The sequence below is a fragment of the Vibrio sp. B172a genome, assembly GCF_030248355.1.
GTDB lineage: Bacteria > Pseudomonadota > Gammaproteobacteria > Enterobacterales > Vibrionaceae > Vibrio > Vibrio owensii.
In genome coordinates this window covers 262,366-278,839 of the sequence record NZ_JAHGAC010000027.1, presented here as the reverse complement: position 1 = coordinate 278,839, position 16,474 = coordinate 262,366, and the positions used below count along the sequence as shown (strand labels likewise).

19 protein-coding genes are annotated in these 16,474 nt (G+C 45.4%); 9 read left to right on the top strand and 10 right to left on the bottom strand.

Going from position 1 to position 16,474, the window contains the following annotated elements; all coding sequences use genetic code 11:
• The 4 genes from KIT90_RS22570 to KIT90_RS22555 all read right to left on the bottom strand — a co-directional run.
• A partial coding sequence (locus KIT90_RS22570) for a flagellin (protein ID WP_285378813.1) occupies positions 1–635 on the bottom strand: 635 nt, incomplete at its 3' end.
• A 263-nt stretch (positions 636–898) separates the two neighbouring features.
• On the bottom strand, positions 899–2,032 hold the full coding sequence (locus KIT90_RS22565) for a flagellin (protein WP_039840105.1): 1,134 nt from the start codon (positions 2,030–2,032) through the stop codon (positions 899–901).
• Between the two features lie 152 nt (positions 2,033–2,184).
• Positions 2,185–3,612, bottom strand: coding sequence for a melibiose:sodium transporter MelB (gene melB / locus KIT90_RS22560; protein WP_285378810.1), 1,428 nt, complete (start codon positions 3,610–3,612; stop codon positions 2,185–2,187).
• An 88-nt stretch (positions 3,613–3,700) separates the two neighbouring features.
• Complete coding sequence (locus tag KIT90_RS22555) at positions 3,701–5,053, bottom strand: alpha-glucosidase/alpha-galactosidase (RefSeq protein ID WP_285378808.1); 1,353 nt, start codon at positions 5,051–5,053, stop codon at positions 3,701–3,703.
• Positions 5,054–5,381: 328 nt separating this feature from the next.
• Here KIT90_RS22555 and melR point away from each other — a divergent pair, with 328 nt between their 5' ends.
• The gene (gene melR / locus KIT90_RS22550) at positions 5,382–6,392 is read left to right on the top strand and encodes a transcriptional regulator MelR (protein ID WP_285378805.1); all 1,011 of its coding nucleotides are present in this window, start codon (positions 5,382–5,384) and stop codon (positions 6,390–6,392) included.
• 77 nt (positions 6,393–6,469) lie between these two features.
• Here the strand turns inward: melR and KIT90_RS22545 are convergent, their stop codons facing one another.
• Positions 6,470–7,372 carry a Dyp-type peroxidase gene (locus KIT90_RS22545; protein WP_005436880.1) on the bottom strand — a complete coding sequence of 301 codons (903 nt, stop codon included), beginning with the start codon at positions 7,370–7,372 and terminating at the stop codon, positions 6,470–6,472.
• Positions 7,373–7,416: 44 nt separating this feature from the next.
• Complete coding sequence (locus tag KIT90_RS22540; RefSeq protein WP_027726641.1) at positions 7,417–7,902, bottom strand: DUF2919 domain-containing protein; 486 nt, start codon at positions 7,900–7,902, stop codon at positions 7,417–7,419.
• Between the two features lie 143 nt (positions 7,903–8,045).
• Between KIT90_RS22540 and KIT90_RS22535 the strand changes: the two genes are divergently transcribed.
• Together KIT90_RS22535 and KIT90_RS22530 are read left to right on the top strand one after the other, a co-directional pair.
• On the top strand, positions 8,046–8,399 hold the full coding sequence (locus tag KIT90_RS22535) for a DUF2956 domain-containing protein (RefSeq protein WP_039986318.1): 354 nt from the start codon (positions 8,046–8,048) through the stop codon (positions 8,397–8,399).
• A 1-nt stretch (position 8,400) separates the two neighbouring features.
• Complete coding sequence (locus tag KIT90_RS22530; RefSeq protein WP_285378801.1) at positions 8,401–8,733, top strand: DUF4156 domain-containing protein; 333 nt, start codon at positions 8,401–8,403, stop codon at positions 8,731–8,733.
• 38 nt (positions 8,734–8,771) lie between these two features.
• On the opposite strand, the gene KIT90_RS22525 is transcribed toward KIT90_RS22530, so the two are convergent.
• Positions 8,772–9,059, bottom strand: coding sequence for a helix-turn-helix domain-containing protein (locus tag KIT90_RS22525; RefSeq protein ID WP_005445349.1), 288 nt, complete (start codon positions 9,057–9,059; stop codon positions 8,772–8,774).
• Positions 9,060–9,363: 304 nt separating this feature from the next.
• Between KIT90_RS22525 and KIT90_RS22520 the strand changes: the two genes are divergently transcribed.
• The 4 genes from KIT90_RS22520 to KIT90_RS22505 are packed head-to-tail and all read left to right on the top strand — an operon-like array spanning position 9,364 to position 11,807.
• The gene (locus tag KIT90_RS22520) at positions 9,364–9,714 is read left to right on the top strand and encodes an ArsC family reductase (protein ID WP_005436871.1); all 351 of its coding nucleotides are present in this window, start codon (positions 9,364–9,366) and stop codon (positions 9,712–9,714) included.
• Between the two features lie 18 nt (positions 9,715–9,732).
• Positions 9,733–10,869 (top strand): succinyl-diaminopimelate desuccinylase, encoded by a 1,137-nt coding sequence (gene dapE / locus KIT90_RS22515; protein ID WP_285378798.1) that lies wholly within the window; start codon positions 9,733–9,735, stop codon positions 10,867–10,869.
• A gap of 39 nt (positions 10,870–10,908) precedes the next feature.
• Positions 10,909–11,607 (top strand): M15 family metallopeptidase, encoded by a 699-nt coding sequence (locus KIT90_RS22510; protein ID WP_285378796.1) that lies wholly within the window; start codon positions 10,909–10,911, stop codon positions 11,605–11,607.
• On the top strand, positions 11,604–11,807 hold the full coding sequence (locus KIT90_RS22505) for a DUF2897 family protein (RefSeq protein WP_033005406.1): 204 nt from the start codon (positions 11,604–11,606) through the stop codon (positions 11,805–11,807). Before KIT90_RS22510 ends, KIT90_RS22505 begins: the two co-directional genes overlap by 4 nt.
• Before the next feature lie 128 nt (positions 11,808–11,935).
• Here the strand turns inward: KIT90_RS22505 and bamC are convergent, their stop codons facing one another.
• Both bamC and dapA read right to left on the bottom strand, forming a co-directional pair.
• Complete coding sequence (gene bamC / locus KIT90_RS22500) at positions 11,936–12,955, bottom strand: outer membrane protein assembly factor BamC (RefSeq protein WP_005436864.1); 1,020 nt, start codon at positions 12,953–12,955, stop codon at positions 11,936–11,938.
• Positions 12,956–13,021: 66 nt separating this feature from the next.
• On the bottom strand, positions 13,022–13,900 hold the full coding sequence (dapA, locus tag KIT90_RS22495; protein WP_009707394.1) for a 4-hydroxy-tetrahydrodipicolinate synthase: 879 nt from the start codon (positions 13,898–13,900) through the stop codon (positions 13,022–13,024).
• A 408-nt stretch (positions 13,901–14,308) separates the two neighbouring features.
• Between dapA and KIT90_RS22490 the strand changes: the two genes are divergently transcribed.
• Entirely contained in the window at positions 14,309–14,851 is a 543-nt protein-coding gene (locus tag KIT90_RS22490; RefSeq protein WP_005436861.1) for a glycine cleavage system protein R, read from the top strand.
• Between the two features lie 16 nt (positions 14,852–14,867).
• Entirely contained in the window at positions 14,868–15,338 is a 471-nt protein-coding gene (bcp, locus tag KIT90_RS22485) for a thioredoxin-dependent thiol peroxidase (RefSeq protein ID WP_005433058.1), read from the top strand.
• Between the two features lie 64 nt (positions 15,339–15,402).
• Here bcp and KIT90_RS22480 read toward each other — a convergent pair whose 3' ends face one another.
• Positions 15,403–16,473, bottom strand: a complete 1,071-nt coding sequence (locus KIT90_RS22480; protein ID WP_005436858.1) for an AI-2E family transporter — start codon at positions 16,471–16,473, stop codon at positions 15,403–15,405.
• Position 16,474: the final 1 nt, after the last annotated feature.

Here is a 16,474-nt window from a genome sequence, read left to right as displayed (position 1 = left end):
CTGATGTTGATTTCTTGCTCTTGACCAAAGCTGTCAGTCAGGCTGATTTTCAGGTCGTTTTTGCCAGCTTCAACGTTCCAGTTTTTGTCTTTACCGTTGTCAGCTTGGTAGCTCACGCCGCCCATCATTTTGTTGTCTGAGCGCATGTCTTTTAGGTTAAGCATTACTGCTTCACCGTTATCCGCACCGATTTGGAAAGACTGAGTGCCGTAAGTACCGTTAAGTAGACGATTACCACCGAAAGATGTTGTTTCAGCGATACGGTTTAGTTCGTCGTTCAGTGCCGTTACTTCTTCTTGAATTGCAACACGCTCAGATTTTGAGTTAGAGCCGTTCGCTGATTGAAGAGATAGGTCACGCATACGTTGCAGGATGTTAGTTGTCTCGTTCATTGCACCTTCAGCAGTTTGTGCAATAGAGATACCGTCGTTCGCGTTACGAACAGCCACATCCAGGCCACGGCTTTGTACGTTCAAGCGGTTCGAGATTTGAAGACCCGCAGCGTCGTCTTTCGCGCTGTTGATTTTGAAACCTGAAGACAAACGCTCCATAGAAATTTGTTGTGCTGAGTTTGCGTTGTTTAGGTAACGCTGAGCGGTCATCGCTGATACGTTTGTGTTTACATTCACTGCCATGGTGATTTCTCCAATTGATTTTCCGATGTAGCGGTTTCCGACGTCTCGGAAAACCAAGTAGTTCTCTCAAAGTTACTTTTATTAACGGCGCATGCCCTGTTTTCTTTAGAAAAAATTTTAGATTTTTTTGAAAATAATTCGTTTGGAGAGGTAATCGTGACGAAGCGGATAAAAAAGCAAAAAAACTTTCATTTTTCGCTAAAGCTTCTTTTCGAATTGTCGATACAGGCTGATTTTGCGTTAAATTCGTGTGGTACGAATCATTAACCAAGCAGCGTCAAAGCAAGGTTTGGCGCTTGTTTTGCTTGCGCCAGAATAGAAGTGCTGACCTGTTGTAAAATCTGCTGCTTCACCATTTGCGTGGTTTCTTTGGCGTAATCAGTATCTTGAATACGGCTGTTCGAGGCCGCTAGGTTTTCGTGGATATTATCCAGATTATTGATCGCATGATTAAAGCGGTTTTGATACGCACCTAACTCAGCACGATGGCTATCAACGTACTTCATCGCAGTATCTAGGACGGCTACGGCTTGTTGCGCACCACCGACAGACGTAATGTCGATGTTATCAACCGCATCGTAACCTTTTAGCTGTAACCCCAGCTCACTCGCTAAGTCACCTGAAAACGATAAAGTGCCTGAAGTTTCTTCTCCAGCCATAAATAGCTGTAACTGACCTTCTTCATTCACCGATGCCGTGACTTTGTCAGTTTGACCATTGATATAAGTCGCAAGCTCTTCGATATCGTCGCCAGCTTTGGCATTAATTTGAATGGTTTCCGTTTCACCAAAACGATTAGTAAATGACATGCTAAGATCATTCGCACCGTCTTTTACTTTCCAATCAGAGCTTGCACGTCCGTTTGCAATGTAACTAAAGCCGCCCATATCAATGCCATCACTGCGCATCGACTTTAATTCAACTTGCACGGCTTCACCTGACGCAGCGCCAATTTGAAATGCCGACTTGCCAAAGCTGCCATTAAGCAGTTTACGACCACCAAAAGAGGTAGTTTCCGCAATGCGGTTTAGCTCATCGTTAAGTGCAGAGACTTCTTCCTGAAGCGCTGTACGTTCCGCTTTGCTGTTTGAACCGTTAGCAGATTGAAGCGATAAATCACGCATGCGCTGCATGATATTGGTCACCTCATTCATCGCGCCTTCCGCAGTTTGCATAATGGAAATGCCGTCGTTCGCATTACGCACGGCAACATCTAAACCACGCATTTGCGATTGGAGACGGTTGGAGATTTGCAGACCCGCAGCGTCATCCTTTGCGCTGTTAATACGCTTCCCTGAAGACAAACGCTCCATGGATTGGTTCAGCATGTCGGTTGCACTGGTCAAATGACGCTGTGCGACAAGTGCTGCCACATTGGTATTAACGGTGATCGCCACAAATATTGGTCCTGAAATTAAGGCTTTGGATACTTATCGACCAAATTTCAGAAAGGTTTAATGTTTTTTGGAAAAGAGATCGAGAAGTAAAAAGGCGGTTCGTAGTGTGGACAGGTCAGCGTAAACAATAAGCTTACGCTGACTATGTAGGATTAGAGTGCTTCTGCCGGTTTAGCAGGTTTGCGCGTAAGGTCTTTTGGCGTCTCTTGCGTCGTAATATGGTCGTATTTCTCGGTCAGATGATCCTGAATTTTTTGGTGGTAAGCACCGTTGAGTTTGTAGAAGCGGAAGTACACAACCAAAGCGATAGCAAAGAAGAATGCTGGCAGACCAACCATGATGCATTGCATGCCAAACACGGTTTCAGGGCTTTGTTCCATGTTCGGTACATAATCCACTGCGGTCAATGCGATACCAATGAAGAAAGCCGCAAAAGCTGAACCAGCTTTAACCACCAGCGTTTGTACTGAGTACGCGATGCTCTCGCAGCGTGAACCTAGCTTGTACTCACCGTAATCCACTGTATCCGCCACCATAATGACGTTCAGTACCCAAAATAGCGCCGTACCGATTTGCAATAACACACCCGCTGTAGAAATCAGCAGAATGCTTTGCTTGTCGTACATGCCTACGTAGATAAGAACTGCACTGCCTAAGATTGGGAAGCTCGATGCACACGCCCACAACACTCGACGTGAGAACATTTGCGCCAATTTAGGGAACAACACCAGTGTAATTAGGTTTGCAATACCAGCGTAAGCCATGTAGTAAGGGAAAAGTTCCTCATTTCCGACCACATAGGTGAAGTAGTAAACCGCAAATGCTGTGATGATGTTGGTAGCGAGGTTGTATGACAGTGCCATACAAAGCACGCTAGTCAGTTGGTCATTTTTGTAGATAAGCGAGAGGAGCTTCTTCAGCGAGACCTTTTCTTCAGGTTTCGTCACGTCAAGGTTGCTGGTTGAGTAACGCTCTTTCACGTTACGTAACGTGATATACGTTGAGACTAGGAAACAACCGACAAGCAAAATGGCAAACACTTGGAAGCCAAATCCTTTGTCGTCGCCACCGACATAATTAACGAACGGCATTGCGATAGCGGCAGTAACAATCCATGCAAGACTGGCAAAGAATCGAGGGTACGGCACAAGCTCTTCACGCTCACGTTTGTCCAGAGTGAGTGTCGGAACCAGTGACCAGAAAGGAATATCCATTAAGGTGTAGGTCATGCCCCACAAAATGTAAGTCACTGCTGCATAAGCAATAAGCCATGGCCCTTCGATGTAATGCGCACTAAACAACATGAGCAACACCACTGAGTTGGTGATGGTGCCAATTAAGATCCAAGGTTTAAATTTACCCCAACGTGTGCGGGTATTGTTCACGATCCAGCCCATAATTGGGTCATTCACTGCATCCCAAATACGCGCAATTAAGAAGATGGTTCCCACCACGGCAGCCGAAATACCAACAACATCGGTGTAGTAGAACATCAGGTACATGTAAACGATGGTGATAGCGAAGTCTTTACCAAATGCGCCAAAGCCGTAGCTTAGCTTGGTATTCATAGAGATACTCATTTGTTACTCCTTACGCCCCCTCATCGAGAAGGCGCAGTATATTCACGTTATTGTCGTTTTTATTGATATTGGTTTTGTGATTCTGTATTTACTGATGCACCCACGCAGGCAACCAACCTTCATGTGCTTCAATCAAGTCATCAACAAGGGCATAAATCTCTTCGAGTCCAAGCACTGCTGCAGTATGAGGATCAAGCATGGCAGCATGATAGATACGATCTCGGTTTTCAGTGAGGATGGCTTCCGTCAGCAGAGTCTGAACATTGATGTTGGTCTGCATTAATGCCGCTAAGTGATTTGGTAGTCGGCCAGCTTTGATAGGTTGCACGCCATTTGCGTCGACCAGACAAGCTACCTCCACACAACAACCTTGTGGCAAGTTGTCAATTAACGCTTCATTCTTCACGTTGCCGTAGATAACGCTTGGCGTGCCTGTCCAAATCGAGTTCATGATGGTGCTCGCGTATTCATGGGACTCTTTGACGGTGATTTGATCCGCGTTTTTGAAGTCTTCGAGGTCTTTTTTCCAGTCAGCAATTTGTTCTACACAACGTTTAGGATATTCATCCAATGGCACTTTATAACGTTCAATCAGATCTGGGCGATTTGGTTTGATGAAATATGGGGTGTATTCAGAAAAATGTTCTGATGATTCCGTCACGAAGTAGCCTAACTTCTTAAACATTTCGTAGCGGACTAGGTTGGTGCAGCGACCCTTGTGATGCAAACCCGGCTTCGGCGCTTTGCCTGATTCAAATGCCTCAAGCAAATCAGGATAAATGTCGACATACTCCCCCTGCTCGTTTTTCTTTTCGAACGTCAGGTAATAAGCCATGTGGTTTATGCCAGCACAGGTGTAACGAAGGTCTGAATATTCGATATCAAGGTCGCGAGCCAGCTCTCCCGCCGTCCCTTGCACGGAATGGCACAAGCCCACTTGTTTGATGTGAGGGTATTTCTCATACATCGCCCAAGTGTTCATCGCCATTGGGTTAACGTAGTTGAGCATGGTGGCATTTGGACACACTTCCGTCATGTCTTCACACACGCTCCAAAGGTGAGGAATAGTGCGCAGTGAGCGCATGATGCCGCCTGGGCCTAATGTGTCGGCGATGGTTTGCTCCAAACCGTGACGCTTACAAACCTCAAAGTCCGTTACAGTGCATGGCTCATACCCACCGATTTGGAATGCGATAACGACAAAGTCTGCGCCTTGCAATGCTTCTTTTTGGTTCAAGTGACAAGTGATCGTCCCCGTCGCACCGGATGATTCCATCAACTTGCTCACTACTAGGTGTGATTCCTCCAAGCGGATTTCATCAATATCCATCAAGGCAATTTGCGCCCCTTTGAAGGCCGGCTTATGGAACACATCGCCAAGAATGTTCTTCACAAAAATCGTAGAACCCGCACCGATGAATGTGATTTTAGGGCTTTTCATAGTTGAATCCTTTTTGCTTTCATACTTTTGTTTCGATGCATTTAAGTTACACCTGTCGCAAGGCCGAATTCGTCTCAGATAAACCAATCACTCTCCCGTTTCCTAATATTTAAAATCAACCAATAAAAAATCTTAGGAAATGGGATATTTTTGTGTAAATCACGGATAAAGAAGGTAAAAAGATACGCTAAGGCTAGCTATTACGGCGATTTAAGTCACATAACCAAAATCTTATAAAACAGAGTAATCGGTGTTTTTGAAGCTGTTCTGAGTTTTGTTTCAACAGATTTAGTACAAAGAACTTATACAGTTTCCTAAGAGGTGGGCGATGGAGAAGGTAGAGTCCAAGGCAGAGTTAGATACATTGAAAGTCGTGATTCAAGATAAGTATTCTTCCGAAACGGTTTCTGTAAGCCCACTTTCGCTGTACTCATCCTATGAAAAAATCGATATCGAGCTTAGGCCGCCCCACTCTATGCCGGGTTATCACTGGCATGGACAAGTAGAGGTGAACATTCCTTTTGGCGATGATGTCGAGTACATCATTAACGGCAGCCCAGTGGTGGTGAAAGCAGGCTCGATAGGATTGTTTTGGGCGTCAGTTCCTCATCGGCTCACCAATCCGGGCAAAAGTCATAATATGGGGATCATCAATATTCCGATTCACCACTTTATGTCTTGGACGCTCAATCGAGACTTCGTCAATCAGATCACTCATGGTTGTGTGCTGCAATCAAACGCCAGTTCATTAGTCAGCGAGTTTGAGTTAGCACGCTGGACAAAAGAAATAAGCCACTCTTCGGAAAGTCGCCAGCAATTAGCGATTGATGAAATTGGATTGATGTTAAAAAGAATGTGTTTAGATGGATGGCAACAACTGAGTATCAACCGACAAGAGAAGTCGACCAAAAAAGGCGTCTCCAAGCACTCGCAGTTTTACGTTAGTCAAATGCTGGAATACATTGCCACCCATCATAACCAGCCGATCACGATAAAAGATATTGCAGAACACATTGGGCTGCACACTAACTACGCGATGAACGTGTTCCAACGAACCATGCAGATGACCATCAAGCAATACATCACGGCAATGCGGATTAACCACGCCAGAGCGCTGTTGAGTGATACTGACCGGACAATTTTAGATATCGCTTTAACGGTAGGTTTTAATTCTAGCAGCCGATTTTATGAGACTTTTCAGAATTATATTGGTGTAACGCCAACGCAATATCGCAAGAAGTCACGCGAAGATCATCGCTGGAGCAGTCACAGTACTAGCCCACTTTACGAACTAGAGAAAGGCGCCATTGATGGCAAAAGACCACTGACGGTCAGTTAGTCTTATCAGGCAAGAATGAGAGGAAACAAAAAAGGCAGATCACTCTGCCTTTTAATCATTGGAGGGTTAGCGAAGAATTACTTAATCGCCAATTCCGCTAGCATTTCTTGTGAAGGAGCGAAGAAGTACGCACCTGTTACCGCTTTAGTGAAGCGAAGCAGTTGGTCAGTCTTACCATCTGTCACGCCGTACATGCTCTCAAGCATCACTTTGATGTTGTGGATAGTGTTGCAGTAAGAAATGAACAGCAGACCGTGTGCGCCCGTTACTGTGCCGTATGGCAAGCTGTGACGAACGATCTTAAGGCCTTTGCCTTCTTCTTTGATGTCCACACGACCTACGTGAGAAGCGGCTGGAACATCTTCTAGCTCGATAGAATCTGGCTTAGTACGGCCAATCACTTTCTCTTGTGCAGATACGTTCAAACGGTTCCATGCAGGAAGGTTGTGCTCAAAGCGTTGAACCATCACGTAACTACCACCAGCGAAAGCACCGTCTTTGATCAATGCTACGTCAGCACGTGCGTCGCCTTTCGGGTTCTCTGTGCCATCAACAAATTCTGTCATGTCACGAGCATCTAGGTAACGGTAGCCGTATGTTTCATCAACTATTGTTACGTCTTCTGCTGTGTCCACTAGGAACTTACGCAGAACGTAGAAGTGCAAATCGTGACGCGTTGAATGACAGTGGATCAGCACATCAACGTCTGATGCCGGAGCAATCACGTCACCTTCACCCAATTGTGGGAAATCAATCAACTCTTCTGGCATTTGCATGTTTAGGTGCTGCCAGAAAGACTTAGTGAATGCGATAGAAATCGTTAGGTCTGCACCTGGTTGGTTCGCATTGAGCTCTTTTACTAGCTCAGGTAGCGCTTTCAGTTTCGCCAGTACGTTTTCACGGTTTTGGTTCACTTTTAACTGAGTGTAAAGTGCAAATGGTCCTGCTTCAGGCACAATCGCCGTTTGAGCTTGTGACATTGAGAAATCCTCTATACATTGCCCCATGCGGGAATTTTTTGTTCTTAATTCTTCGATGGCTGTTCTTCTTTGTGCTCAACTTGTGGCACGTTGAAACAGTCTTTCACCCATCTTCCATTAAAAAGATAGATCATAAACCAAGCTAACAGGGTAATAGTGAGCGCGTTTGCCCAGTTGAATACACCATGTTCTAAGTAGACATGATACATGGTCTGAACCAATTGAATACCGCACAAGATCAAAGTCATGGCACGACCATGCTGGGTAATTTGATTCACCCAACCTCTGTCTGGATGGCGCAAGCCCATCAACCACATCAATAATAAACTTGGAATACCCATCGATAGTCCGAGATATAGCGTATTAGAGTCGGGATAAACAATCGATAATATCTTGCTACCGCTGTCTCTACTCACTCCTGCCATGGCAAACACCACCCAAGAGCGCGCTAGGAACATCCACCCTAGCCATAACATAATTGGCGCTTTCAAAAATCCATGAGCGTCGTACTGATCAAATGAGTAACGCACAATATCGTCTTCTTAGTTTCATAAAAACGCCACTTTAACTGATCGCTTCAGAGTTGCAACCCAGCAAAGCTGAGAACTAAAGTTCATTTCATTATCTTACGCAGGTAAACTAGGTTTAGATTTACAGTGACGTCGATGGAAACATGAAGAAGAAAAACACAGCAGCACCCGTTCCTTCCCAAGAAACCCAAACTGAAGCGATGAAGATTGCTAAATCCACGCAAAAGCCAGGGCAAACCAAAGAACAGACTAAACTGATCGCTCAAGGTATTGAGAAAGGCATTGCTCAGTACAAGAAGCAGCAGAAAGAGCGTAATCGACAAGCCGATAAAGCGAAGAAAAAACAGCAGAGAGAAAAACAGCGCCAAGTCGATGACGTAGTTGAACAAGATTCAGCAAACGTTGAAGCACCAACGAGCAAACCTGCCGTCTTACCTTGGGCGCTATTGGTTTTGAGTTGGGCAGGTTTTGCGGCTTACATCATAATGGGGAAATAACATGCAACGTTATGTGATGATAGGAAGCATCGCATTGGCTTTGATGGGGTGTTCATCACCATCCATAGAGCCAACTGATCTAGGTGGTGATGTTCAGATCCGCATTGATAGTCAGTTCAATCCAGAGCAATGCGAGTACCTAGGTGAAGTCACTGGCAGCGAAGGACATTGGTATAATTACTTGTTCTACACCAACGATGCCATGATGCATGGTGCGATGGCCGATTTGAAAAACAACGCCGCTTTGCTCGAGGCCGACACCGTTTACATGGTCTCACCTCAAGACTTTGTGACTTCTTTCAGCGTGCTAGGTACTGCCTACCGCTGCCAATAAGCGTTTTCCAGACGTAAAAAAAGCCAGCAATTGCTGGCTTATGCACGAAATCCAAGACTGCTAGCGATATCTCCCTCTCGCTCAAGAACCCATTGACTGTCAAAAGGTCCCCAATCCGAAAGTTGGTAATAGCCGTCGTTATGACGTCGACCATCTTGAACGAAGATGAGTTCGATGCCGATCCCCGGTAATGCCTTGAGTACATCTTGAATAGTACGACGAGGCCACCCCGTTCTTTCGATCAATTTTGGTACATTTGGCCTTTCTAGGTTTTCCACCAACAAGGCCAAATATAGCCGCCTTGCAAAAACAGGACTCAATTCCATTGACACCTCCTAAAATTGTGCTGATTCATTATTTCTTTTTTGCTCGGCGAGATGTTGCGTTTGATCAATAACTCGACTTTTCCGTGCTATTTAGCCGAGTTTTTTATCAATCTGATCACCATTTGGTGGAGGAATGAGCTACAAAATAAGCCTGAATAGAGCACTGACCTGTGAAATATTCGCCGCATGATTTTGTCACATTGGTTGCTTCTTGATAGGATGCTTGAACAGCCAAAAACAATGCAAAATCGGGCGTTCCATAGCGCAAACCGATAAGTAAAGTACAAAGAGAAAAGGAAATAATATGACGATCACTATGTTCGGCATCCCAAACTGCGACACGATTAAAAAAGCCAAGAAATGGCTAGAAGCGGAAAACGTTGCTTTTGATTTTCACGACTACCGCAAACAAGGTATCGATGCGGCAATGGTAACTGAATTTTGTAACGCACTAGGTTGGGAGCAGGTTCTGAACAAGCGTGGCACGACTTTCCGTCAACTGACTCAAGAGCAAAAAGATTCTCTTAACGAAGAAAACGCAATCGCGCTGTTAGTAGAAAATCCAGCGATGATTAAGCGCCCAATCTTGAAAGTTGAAGACCAACTTCATATCGGTTTCAAAGCAGACCAATACGCGACCATTTTTAACTCTTAATTTAAGGAACACTCAAGGATGACAGACAGTCCAGTACTGGCACTTGCTAAAGACCTGATTAGCCGCCAGTCCGTAACGCCTGAAGATGCAGGCTGCCAGGAAGTAATGATCGAGCGATTGAAAGCGCTTGGTTTTGAAATCGAAGTCATGGTGTTTGAAGACACCACAAACTTCTGGGCTCGCCGTGGTACAGAAGCACCATTGTTTGCTTTTGCCGGCCACACAGACGTTGTGCCAGCGGGTAAGTTAGAACAGTGGGATACACCACCATTTGAGCCGACCATTATTGATGGTTACCTTCACGGTCGCGGTGCGGCTGATATGAAGGGCTCACTGGCTTGTATGGTGGTTGCAGTTGAGCGCTTTATTGCTGAAAACCCAGACCACAAAGGCTCGATCGGCTTCTTGATCACTTCAGACGAAGAAGGCCCATTCATCAACGGTACCGTTCGCGTTGTTGAAACCCTAATGGAGCGCGGCGAAAACATCGACATGTGTATCGTTGGCGAACCTTCAAGCACAGAAGTGGTAGGTGATGTAGTGAAAAATGGCCGTCGCGGCTCCATCACTGGTGACCTAACTGTAAAAGGTACACAAGGTCACGTGGCCTACCCTCACCTTGCAAACAACCCAGTTCACCAGTCTCTAATGGCTATCCATGAACTTGCTACCACAGAGTGGGACCAAGGTAACGACTACTTCCCTCCGACTAGCTTCCAGATCCCGAATGTTTCAGCAGGGACTGGCGCGTCTAACGTCATTCCTGGCGAGTTCAACATTCAGTTCAACCTGCGCTTTAGCACTGAGCTCAGCAATGAAGTGATCGTTCAACGCATCACTGAGACGCTGGATAAACACGAGCTAGACTACGATCTAAAATGGACCTTCAACGGCGACCCGTTCTTAACTGACACTGGCGCATTGCTAGACGCAGTGGTAGCAGCAGTTGATGAAGTAAACAGCACTAAGCCAGCGCTTCTGACAACTGGCGGTACGTCTGATGGTCGCTTTATCGCCCGCATGGGTGGTCAGGTAGTTGAACTTGGCCCTGTTAATGCGACGATTCATAAAGTGAACGAGTGCGTGAAAGTGGACGATCTAGAAAAGTTGACTGACATGTACGAGAACACGTTAAAGCATCTGTTAGCAAAATAGCGCCTACGTGTGTAGCAAGTAGTATTTAACGAGAACACCATGACACCAGAGCAACTTACCGGAATCACTGACTCGCATCTGCAATCCACTTTAGTGGGTCAAAAAGCCTTTTTGCTTCATCCAGAGGTCGCAGATGATTTGTTGCAGATGATTGATGCGGCAAACAAAGCGGGGTTTAAGATGGAAATTGCCAGCGGCTTTCGCGATTTCAACCGCCAAAAAGCCATCTGGAACGGTAAGTTTGCCGGTGATTTAACCATCTTAGATTCTCACTCCCAGCCTCTAGACAAGGCGAAACTCAGTGATGAACAAAAGCTGATGGCCATTCTTCGTTGGTCTGCCCTACCGGGCGGAAGCCGACATCATTGGGGTTGTGATTTTGATGTCTACGCGCGTAACTTGCTACCGTCAGACACACAATTGCAATTAGAGCCGTGGGAATACTTAGAAGGTCACCAGTTACCTTTCTATCAATGGTTATCAGCCAATTTAGAGCGCTTTGGTTTCTTCTTCCCTTATCAGCAAGATCTGGGGGGCGTTGCCATTGAACCCTGGCACATCAGCCATCGTTCTGTAGGGCAGCAATGTCTAACCTATTTGACGCCCGAAGTTCTGAGAAATCAGCTCATTGAGCAAAATCAGATCGATAACATTGCAGGGATTGACGTCATATTGAATAATTTGGACAAGGTCGTTACCAAATTCATTCACAATATCACGCCGCCGGAGGCTCTATGATCGAACTATTAACCAACCCTTGGGTCATTATCATCATAGTGGTCAGCATCGTGGTGGGGAATATTGCTGCGCTCAAGTACACCGCAAAAATGAAGTTTGGTCAGATGGATAAAGGTCGTAAGAACGATTTAGATAAGCTGAACGAGCTGGATAAAGAACGCTACGGCGAAAATGGTGAGAAGAAAGACGACTCTCGTTAATATCTCATTTGAGCTTACTCTGAACTCAAACCAAGGTACTGGGTACTCTCAAGAAAACAAGCACTAAAAAGGGACCAAGAAGGTCCCTTTTGTTTATCTGTGTCTAACTACTTAGCTGTCTTAAGTAATTAATCTTTCACTACCGCAGCCAATACTGGCGCAAGTGACTTCAAGAATTCTTCTTCTACTGGCTTACCAGAAGAGTCGGTAATGTTGATAGAAGTACGGTTACCCAAGTCACCCAATAGGAAAGTGTATTTACCTGCTGCTAGGTCTACTGGTTTAACGCCGATGTCATTCCAGAAAGCATCATCAGGTGATGCGTATTTCGCAGTCACCGTGCCTTGAGATTGGCTGCGCTCTTCGATAGTGAAGCCCATCTTCGGCATGATGTCTGGTAGGCGGTTCCACACTACGTTGTATTGAGCACGAGCGATGATCACTGGTAGACCACTACGGTCTTTACCCATGGTAATTGGGATGTGTTTCACTAGCTCTTGTGCTTTACGCTGTGCTTCTTCACGAACGTGCTGGTCATAACGAGCAGTAACCAAGTTAGTCATAAACACGTTGTAACGCTCACGGTTAGTACGTGTTACCTCTTTAACTTGATTGCCTTCACGCCAATCAATCAAGCTCACTTTAAAGCCATGGCGACCGTTCATCTCACCACGAGTAATTTCGTAGCGGCTGCCGATTTCCATGTCTTCATCTGGTGAGTTCCAAGTTACCCAACCTGTTTCGATACGATTGTCGGTTTGGTTTTCTACTGGGATCTTGTTCTCAGCAACCATGTCTTGAACGGTTTGCCAAACTTTATCCAATTCATCCTTGCGAAGCAGCCACAGTGTTACTTCACCGTCATTGCTGCGATCTAGGCGAGCACCAGGGATCAATTCCAATACTTGCTGCGGCGGACGAATATCCACTTCTTTACCAATACCACCAGCGTACTCACCTTGTGGGATGCGGTAGTTAGGGTAAAACTGAGGAACAGCACCTGCGGGAACACTCCACTCTTCAAGAGGTGGGGTGTTCAAGTACTCGAAGTCGTCTTTTGCTTGACGACGCTGGTTTGCACCACCTGAACAGGCAGTCAATACGAATACAGCTAGTGAACTTAACACTAACTGGCTTGAAAGCTTCATTTATACTCCTAAAACACTGAGGGCTTATTTGCCCCCAGCATGAACTTCAATCCTAGCAACTCAATCTTAATAAATACCGGCGTCGGTTAGCGCCTGTTCCACGACTGGCTGCGATTTTTCAGAAAGTGGGGTCAAAGGAAGACGCAGTTCACCTTCTTCAATCAAACCAAGCTTATGTGCAGCCCATTTTACTGGGATTGGGCTTGATTCAACGAATAGGTTTTTGTGCAGAGTCATCAAACGTTCATTGATCGCTTCTGCTTCGTCGTATTTTCCTTCACTTGCCAAATGGAACATGTCTGCCATGTCCTTAGCCGCGATATTGTTCGTTACCGAGATAACGCCATGACCGCCAAGTTTAACAAATTCTAGGCCAGTCGCATCATCACCACTTAGTAAGATAAAATCTTCGCCACAAAGTTCACGGTGAAGTGCAATTCGGCTTAAATCGCCTGTCGCGTCTTTTAGAGCCACGATATTATCAAGCTTTGACAAGCGTGCCACTGTCTCAGGCAACATATCTACCGCAGTACGACCCGGTACATTGTACAAAATTAGAGGTACGTCACTCGCTTCAGCAATTGCTTTGTAGTGTTGGTACAAACCTTCTTGAGTTGGTTTGTTGTAGTAAGGCGTTACGCTCAGGAAACCCGTAATACCAGAATCAGCCAATAATTTGCTAAATGTCACTGCTTCGTGGGTTGCGTTTGCACCCGTACCAGCAATCACTGGGATACGACCGTTTGCAAACTCAACGGTTTTATTTACGACCTTTACATGCTCTTCAATGGTTAGAGTCGCTGACTCACCAGTGGTGCCAACTGCAACAATACCGTCTGTACCTGCTTCAACATGGTACTCAACAAGCTTTTGTAGACTATCAAAATCTACTTCACCATCTGATTTTAGTGGTGTAATCAGCGCTACGATACTTCCTGAAAACATGTTTATCTCCCTCATTTTACTCTTTCTGCATGGTACTGTAATGCGATTGAAAAACACAAGAGCGTAAACTCGCTTACAAAGTACAAATGAATGAATAATTATCAGTTGTTAGAGGTCTCGCAACTAAAATGTGAATTTTGTTCTCAATCCTAGCCATTCTGATAATTGTGTTTGGTGGCGACATGCCGTGAATAAGCCTAGGCCGCCGCTTTTAATTAGGCGCGGAATATACTCTCTCGTCATGAAGCTCAAGTCAGCGTTGAGTGAATTAATAGAGTACTCAACAATCAAACTGTTCACTTAATCAACAAAGCGTTTTAACAAGTTTAAAAAAAGAACTGACTCGACATTTCTGTGCCGTATCTGTGCTAACATCTCTCTATTGAAGAAAGGACAAGAAGCTCATTTATGAAGCAACATCTGGTACTTACAGCGGTTGGAACGGATCGTCCGGGCATATGTAACCAAGTGGTTAAGCTCGTCACACAAGCTGGCTGTAACATTGTCGATAGCCGTATTGCTATCTTTGGTAATGAATTCACTCTTATCATGCTGCTTACTGGTAACGCCAGTAATGTCACCCGCGTCGAAACGCAATTGCCACTACTAGGTCAAGAACACGACCTTATCACTATCATGAAGCGCACGTCAGCACATGAGTTGCTCGACAACAGCTACACCATGGAAGTGTTCATTGAATCAGAAGACCGCATCGGCCTCACCGAGAAGTTCACACAATTCTTCGCCGATAAACAGATTGGTCTAGATTCCCTTAGTGCGCAAACAATCAGTAAATCGAAAATCCAATTAGATGCCGATCAGTTCCACATTGCGATTACCGCCTCTGTGAGCTCTGACTGTAATCTGATGCAATTACAAGAAGATTTCGATGAACTTTGTAATACGCTCAACGTACAAGGTTCTCTGAATTTCATTAAAAACAATCTATAAAGTAAAGGATATAACAATGAATACGCTGACAGCAGGCTCGCCAGCGCCAGCCTTCTCTTTGCTCGACCAAGATGGCAACACCGTTTCTCTCGGTGACTTCAAAGGTAAAAAAGTTCTGTTTTACTTCTACCCGAAAGCGATGACGCCGGGTTGTACCACTCAAGCAAAAGGCCTGCGTGATGTAAAAGCAGAGCTAGATGCACACAATGTTGTGGTATTGGGCGTAAGTATCGACCCAGTAAAACGCCTTGGTAAATTCATCGAACGTGATGAGCTAAACTTCACGCTACTTTCAGACGAAGACCATGCAGTTGCTGACCAGTTCGGTGTGTGGGGCGAGAAGAAGTTTATGGGTAAAGTGTACGATGGTCTTCACCGTATTAGCTTCCTGATCAACGAAGAAGGCGTGATTGAGCACGTGTTCAACAAGTTCAAAACCAAAGATCACCACGAAGTGGTTGTGAACTACTTGAAAGAAAACGCGTAAGCTTAGCTTTCATCCAAATACCAAAAAGCCCAGCAATCGCTGGGCTTTTTATTGGATTCGATTTCTATTCTTGTATCGGTTCGTTTTCTTCAGTACTTGGCAGCGCGTTCCACACCGCTTTCACTAGTGTCGCCAATGGAATTGCAAAGAAGACGCCCCAGAAGCCCCACAAACCACCGAAGACCAACACGGCAACGATTATCGCCACAGGGTGAAGGTTTACCGCTTCAGAGAAAAGCACAGGGACTAATACGTTACCGTCTAGTGCCTGAATAATGCCGTAAGCGACCAATAACCAGTAGAACTGTGGTGTTAAGCCCCATTGGAACAAACCAACAATCGCAACAGGCACAGTCACTGCAGCCGCACCGATATACGGGATAAGCACTGACAAACCCACCGCTACAGCAAGCAATGCAGAGTAGCGCAGGTCAAGAATCGCGAACGTCACGTAACTTACGCCACCCACGATAAGGATTTCTAAAACTTTACCGCGAATGTAGTTCGAGATTTGCTCGTTCATCTCGTGCCAAACTTTGTTCGCTAGCTTACGGTTTTTCGGCAAAATGCCACTCGCCATGCGCAGCATTTCTTCTTTATCTTTGAGCAAGAAGAACACCAACAGCGGAACAAGAATTAGGTAAACCGCCAGTGTCGCTAAGCTTACCAAAGATGCCAAAGAGCCTTTTACCACACTTTCACCCAAACCAATTGCTTGGTTTTTCGCGTTGGTAACCACGGTTTCTACGATCTCTAGGTTTGCCAGCTCAGGATAACGCTGTGGCAGTGTAGCAATGAACTTTTGTAGCCCTGCATACATGTTCGGAATATCGTTTATTAAATTCCCCACCTGAGTCCAAATCGTTGGTACGAGACCAAAGACGGCAATCAGCATCAAACCGATAAAAATCAGAATGACGGTTATGACGGAGAAAGTACGCGGAATACCTAAACGGCACATTTGTGTCACTGGCCATTCAAGTAAGTATGCAAGAACGATCGCCACCAGCAATGGTGCAATCAAATGCCCGAAAAAGTAAATTGTGATAAAGCCGAACAGCAAGATCGCCACTAGGCTCACTGCATGTGGGTCTGAAAAGCGTCGCTTATACCAACGACTTACCATTTCAAGCATC

What these genes read in the sequence shown, in the direction of transcription:
- KIT90_RS22535 (WP_039986318.1), top strand. Translation starts at nt 8,046, where the DNA reads ATGAAGAAGAAAAACACAGCAGCACCCGTTCCTTCCCAAGAAACCCAA.
- KIT90_RS22555 (WP_285378808.1), bottom strand. Translation starts at nt 5,053, where the DNA reads ATGAAAAGCCCTAAAATCACATTCATCGGTGCGGGTTCTACGATTTTT.
- KIT90_RS22510 (WP_285378796.1), top strand. Translation starts at nt 10,909, where the DNA reads ATGACACCAGAGCAACTTACCGGAATCACTGACTCGCATCTGCAATCC.
- KIT90_RS22545 (WP_005436880.1), bottom strand. Translation starts at nt 7,372, where the DNA reads ATGTCACAAGCTCAAACGGCGATTGTGCCTGAAGCAGGACCATTTGCA.
- KIT90_RS22490 (WP_005436861.1), top strand. Translation starts at nt 14,309, where the DNA reads ATGAAGCAACATCTGGTACTTACAGCGGTTGGAACGGATCGTCCGGGC.
- melR (WP_285378805.1), top strand. Translation starts at nt 5,382, where the DNA reads ATGGAGAAGGTAGAGTCCAAGGCAGAGTTAGATACATTGAAAGTCGTG.
- KIT90_RS22530 (WP_285378801.1), top strand. Translation starts at nt 8,401, where the DNA reads ATGCAACGTTATGTGATGATAGGAAGCATCGCATTGGCTTTGATGGGG.
- dapE (WP_285378798.1), top strand. Translation starts at nt 9,733, where the DNA reads ATGACAGACAGTCCAGTACTGGCACTTGCTAAAGACCTGATTAGCCGC.
- KIT90_RS22520 (WP_005436871.1), top strand. Translation starts at nt 9,364, where the DNA reads ATGACGATCACTATGTTCGGCATCCCAAACTGCGACACGATTAAAAAA.
- KIT90_RS22480 (WP_005436858.1), bottom strand. Translation starts at nt 16,473, where the DNA reads ATGCTTGAAATGGTAAGTCGTTGGTATAAGCGACGCTTTTCAGACCCA.
- bamC (WP_005436864.1), bottom strand. Translation starts at nt 12,955, where the DNA reads ATGAAGCTTTCAAGCCAGTTAGTGTTAAGTTCACTAGCTGTATTCGTA.
- KIT90_RS22525 (WP_005445349.1), bottom strand. Translation starts at nt 9,059, where the DNA reads ATGGAATTGAGTCCTGTTTTTGCAAGGCGGCTATATTTGGCCTTGTTG.
- KIT90_RS22505 (WP_033005406.1), top strand. Translation starts at nt 11,604, where the DNA reads ATGATCGAACTATTAACCAACCCTTGGGTCATTATCATCATAGTGGTC.
- dapA (WP_009707394.1), bottom strand. Translation starts at nt 13,900, where the DNA reads ATGTTTTCAGGAAGTATCGTAGCGCTGATTACACCACTAAAATCAGAT.
- bcp (WP_005433058.1), top strand. Translation starts at nt 14,868, where the DNA reads ATGAATACGCTGACAGCAGGCTCGCCAGCGCCAGCCTTCTCTTTGCTC.
- melB (WP_285378810.1), bottom strand. Translation starts at nt 3,612, where the DNA reads ATGAGTATCTCTATGAATACCAAGCTAAGCTACGGCTTTGGCGCATTT.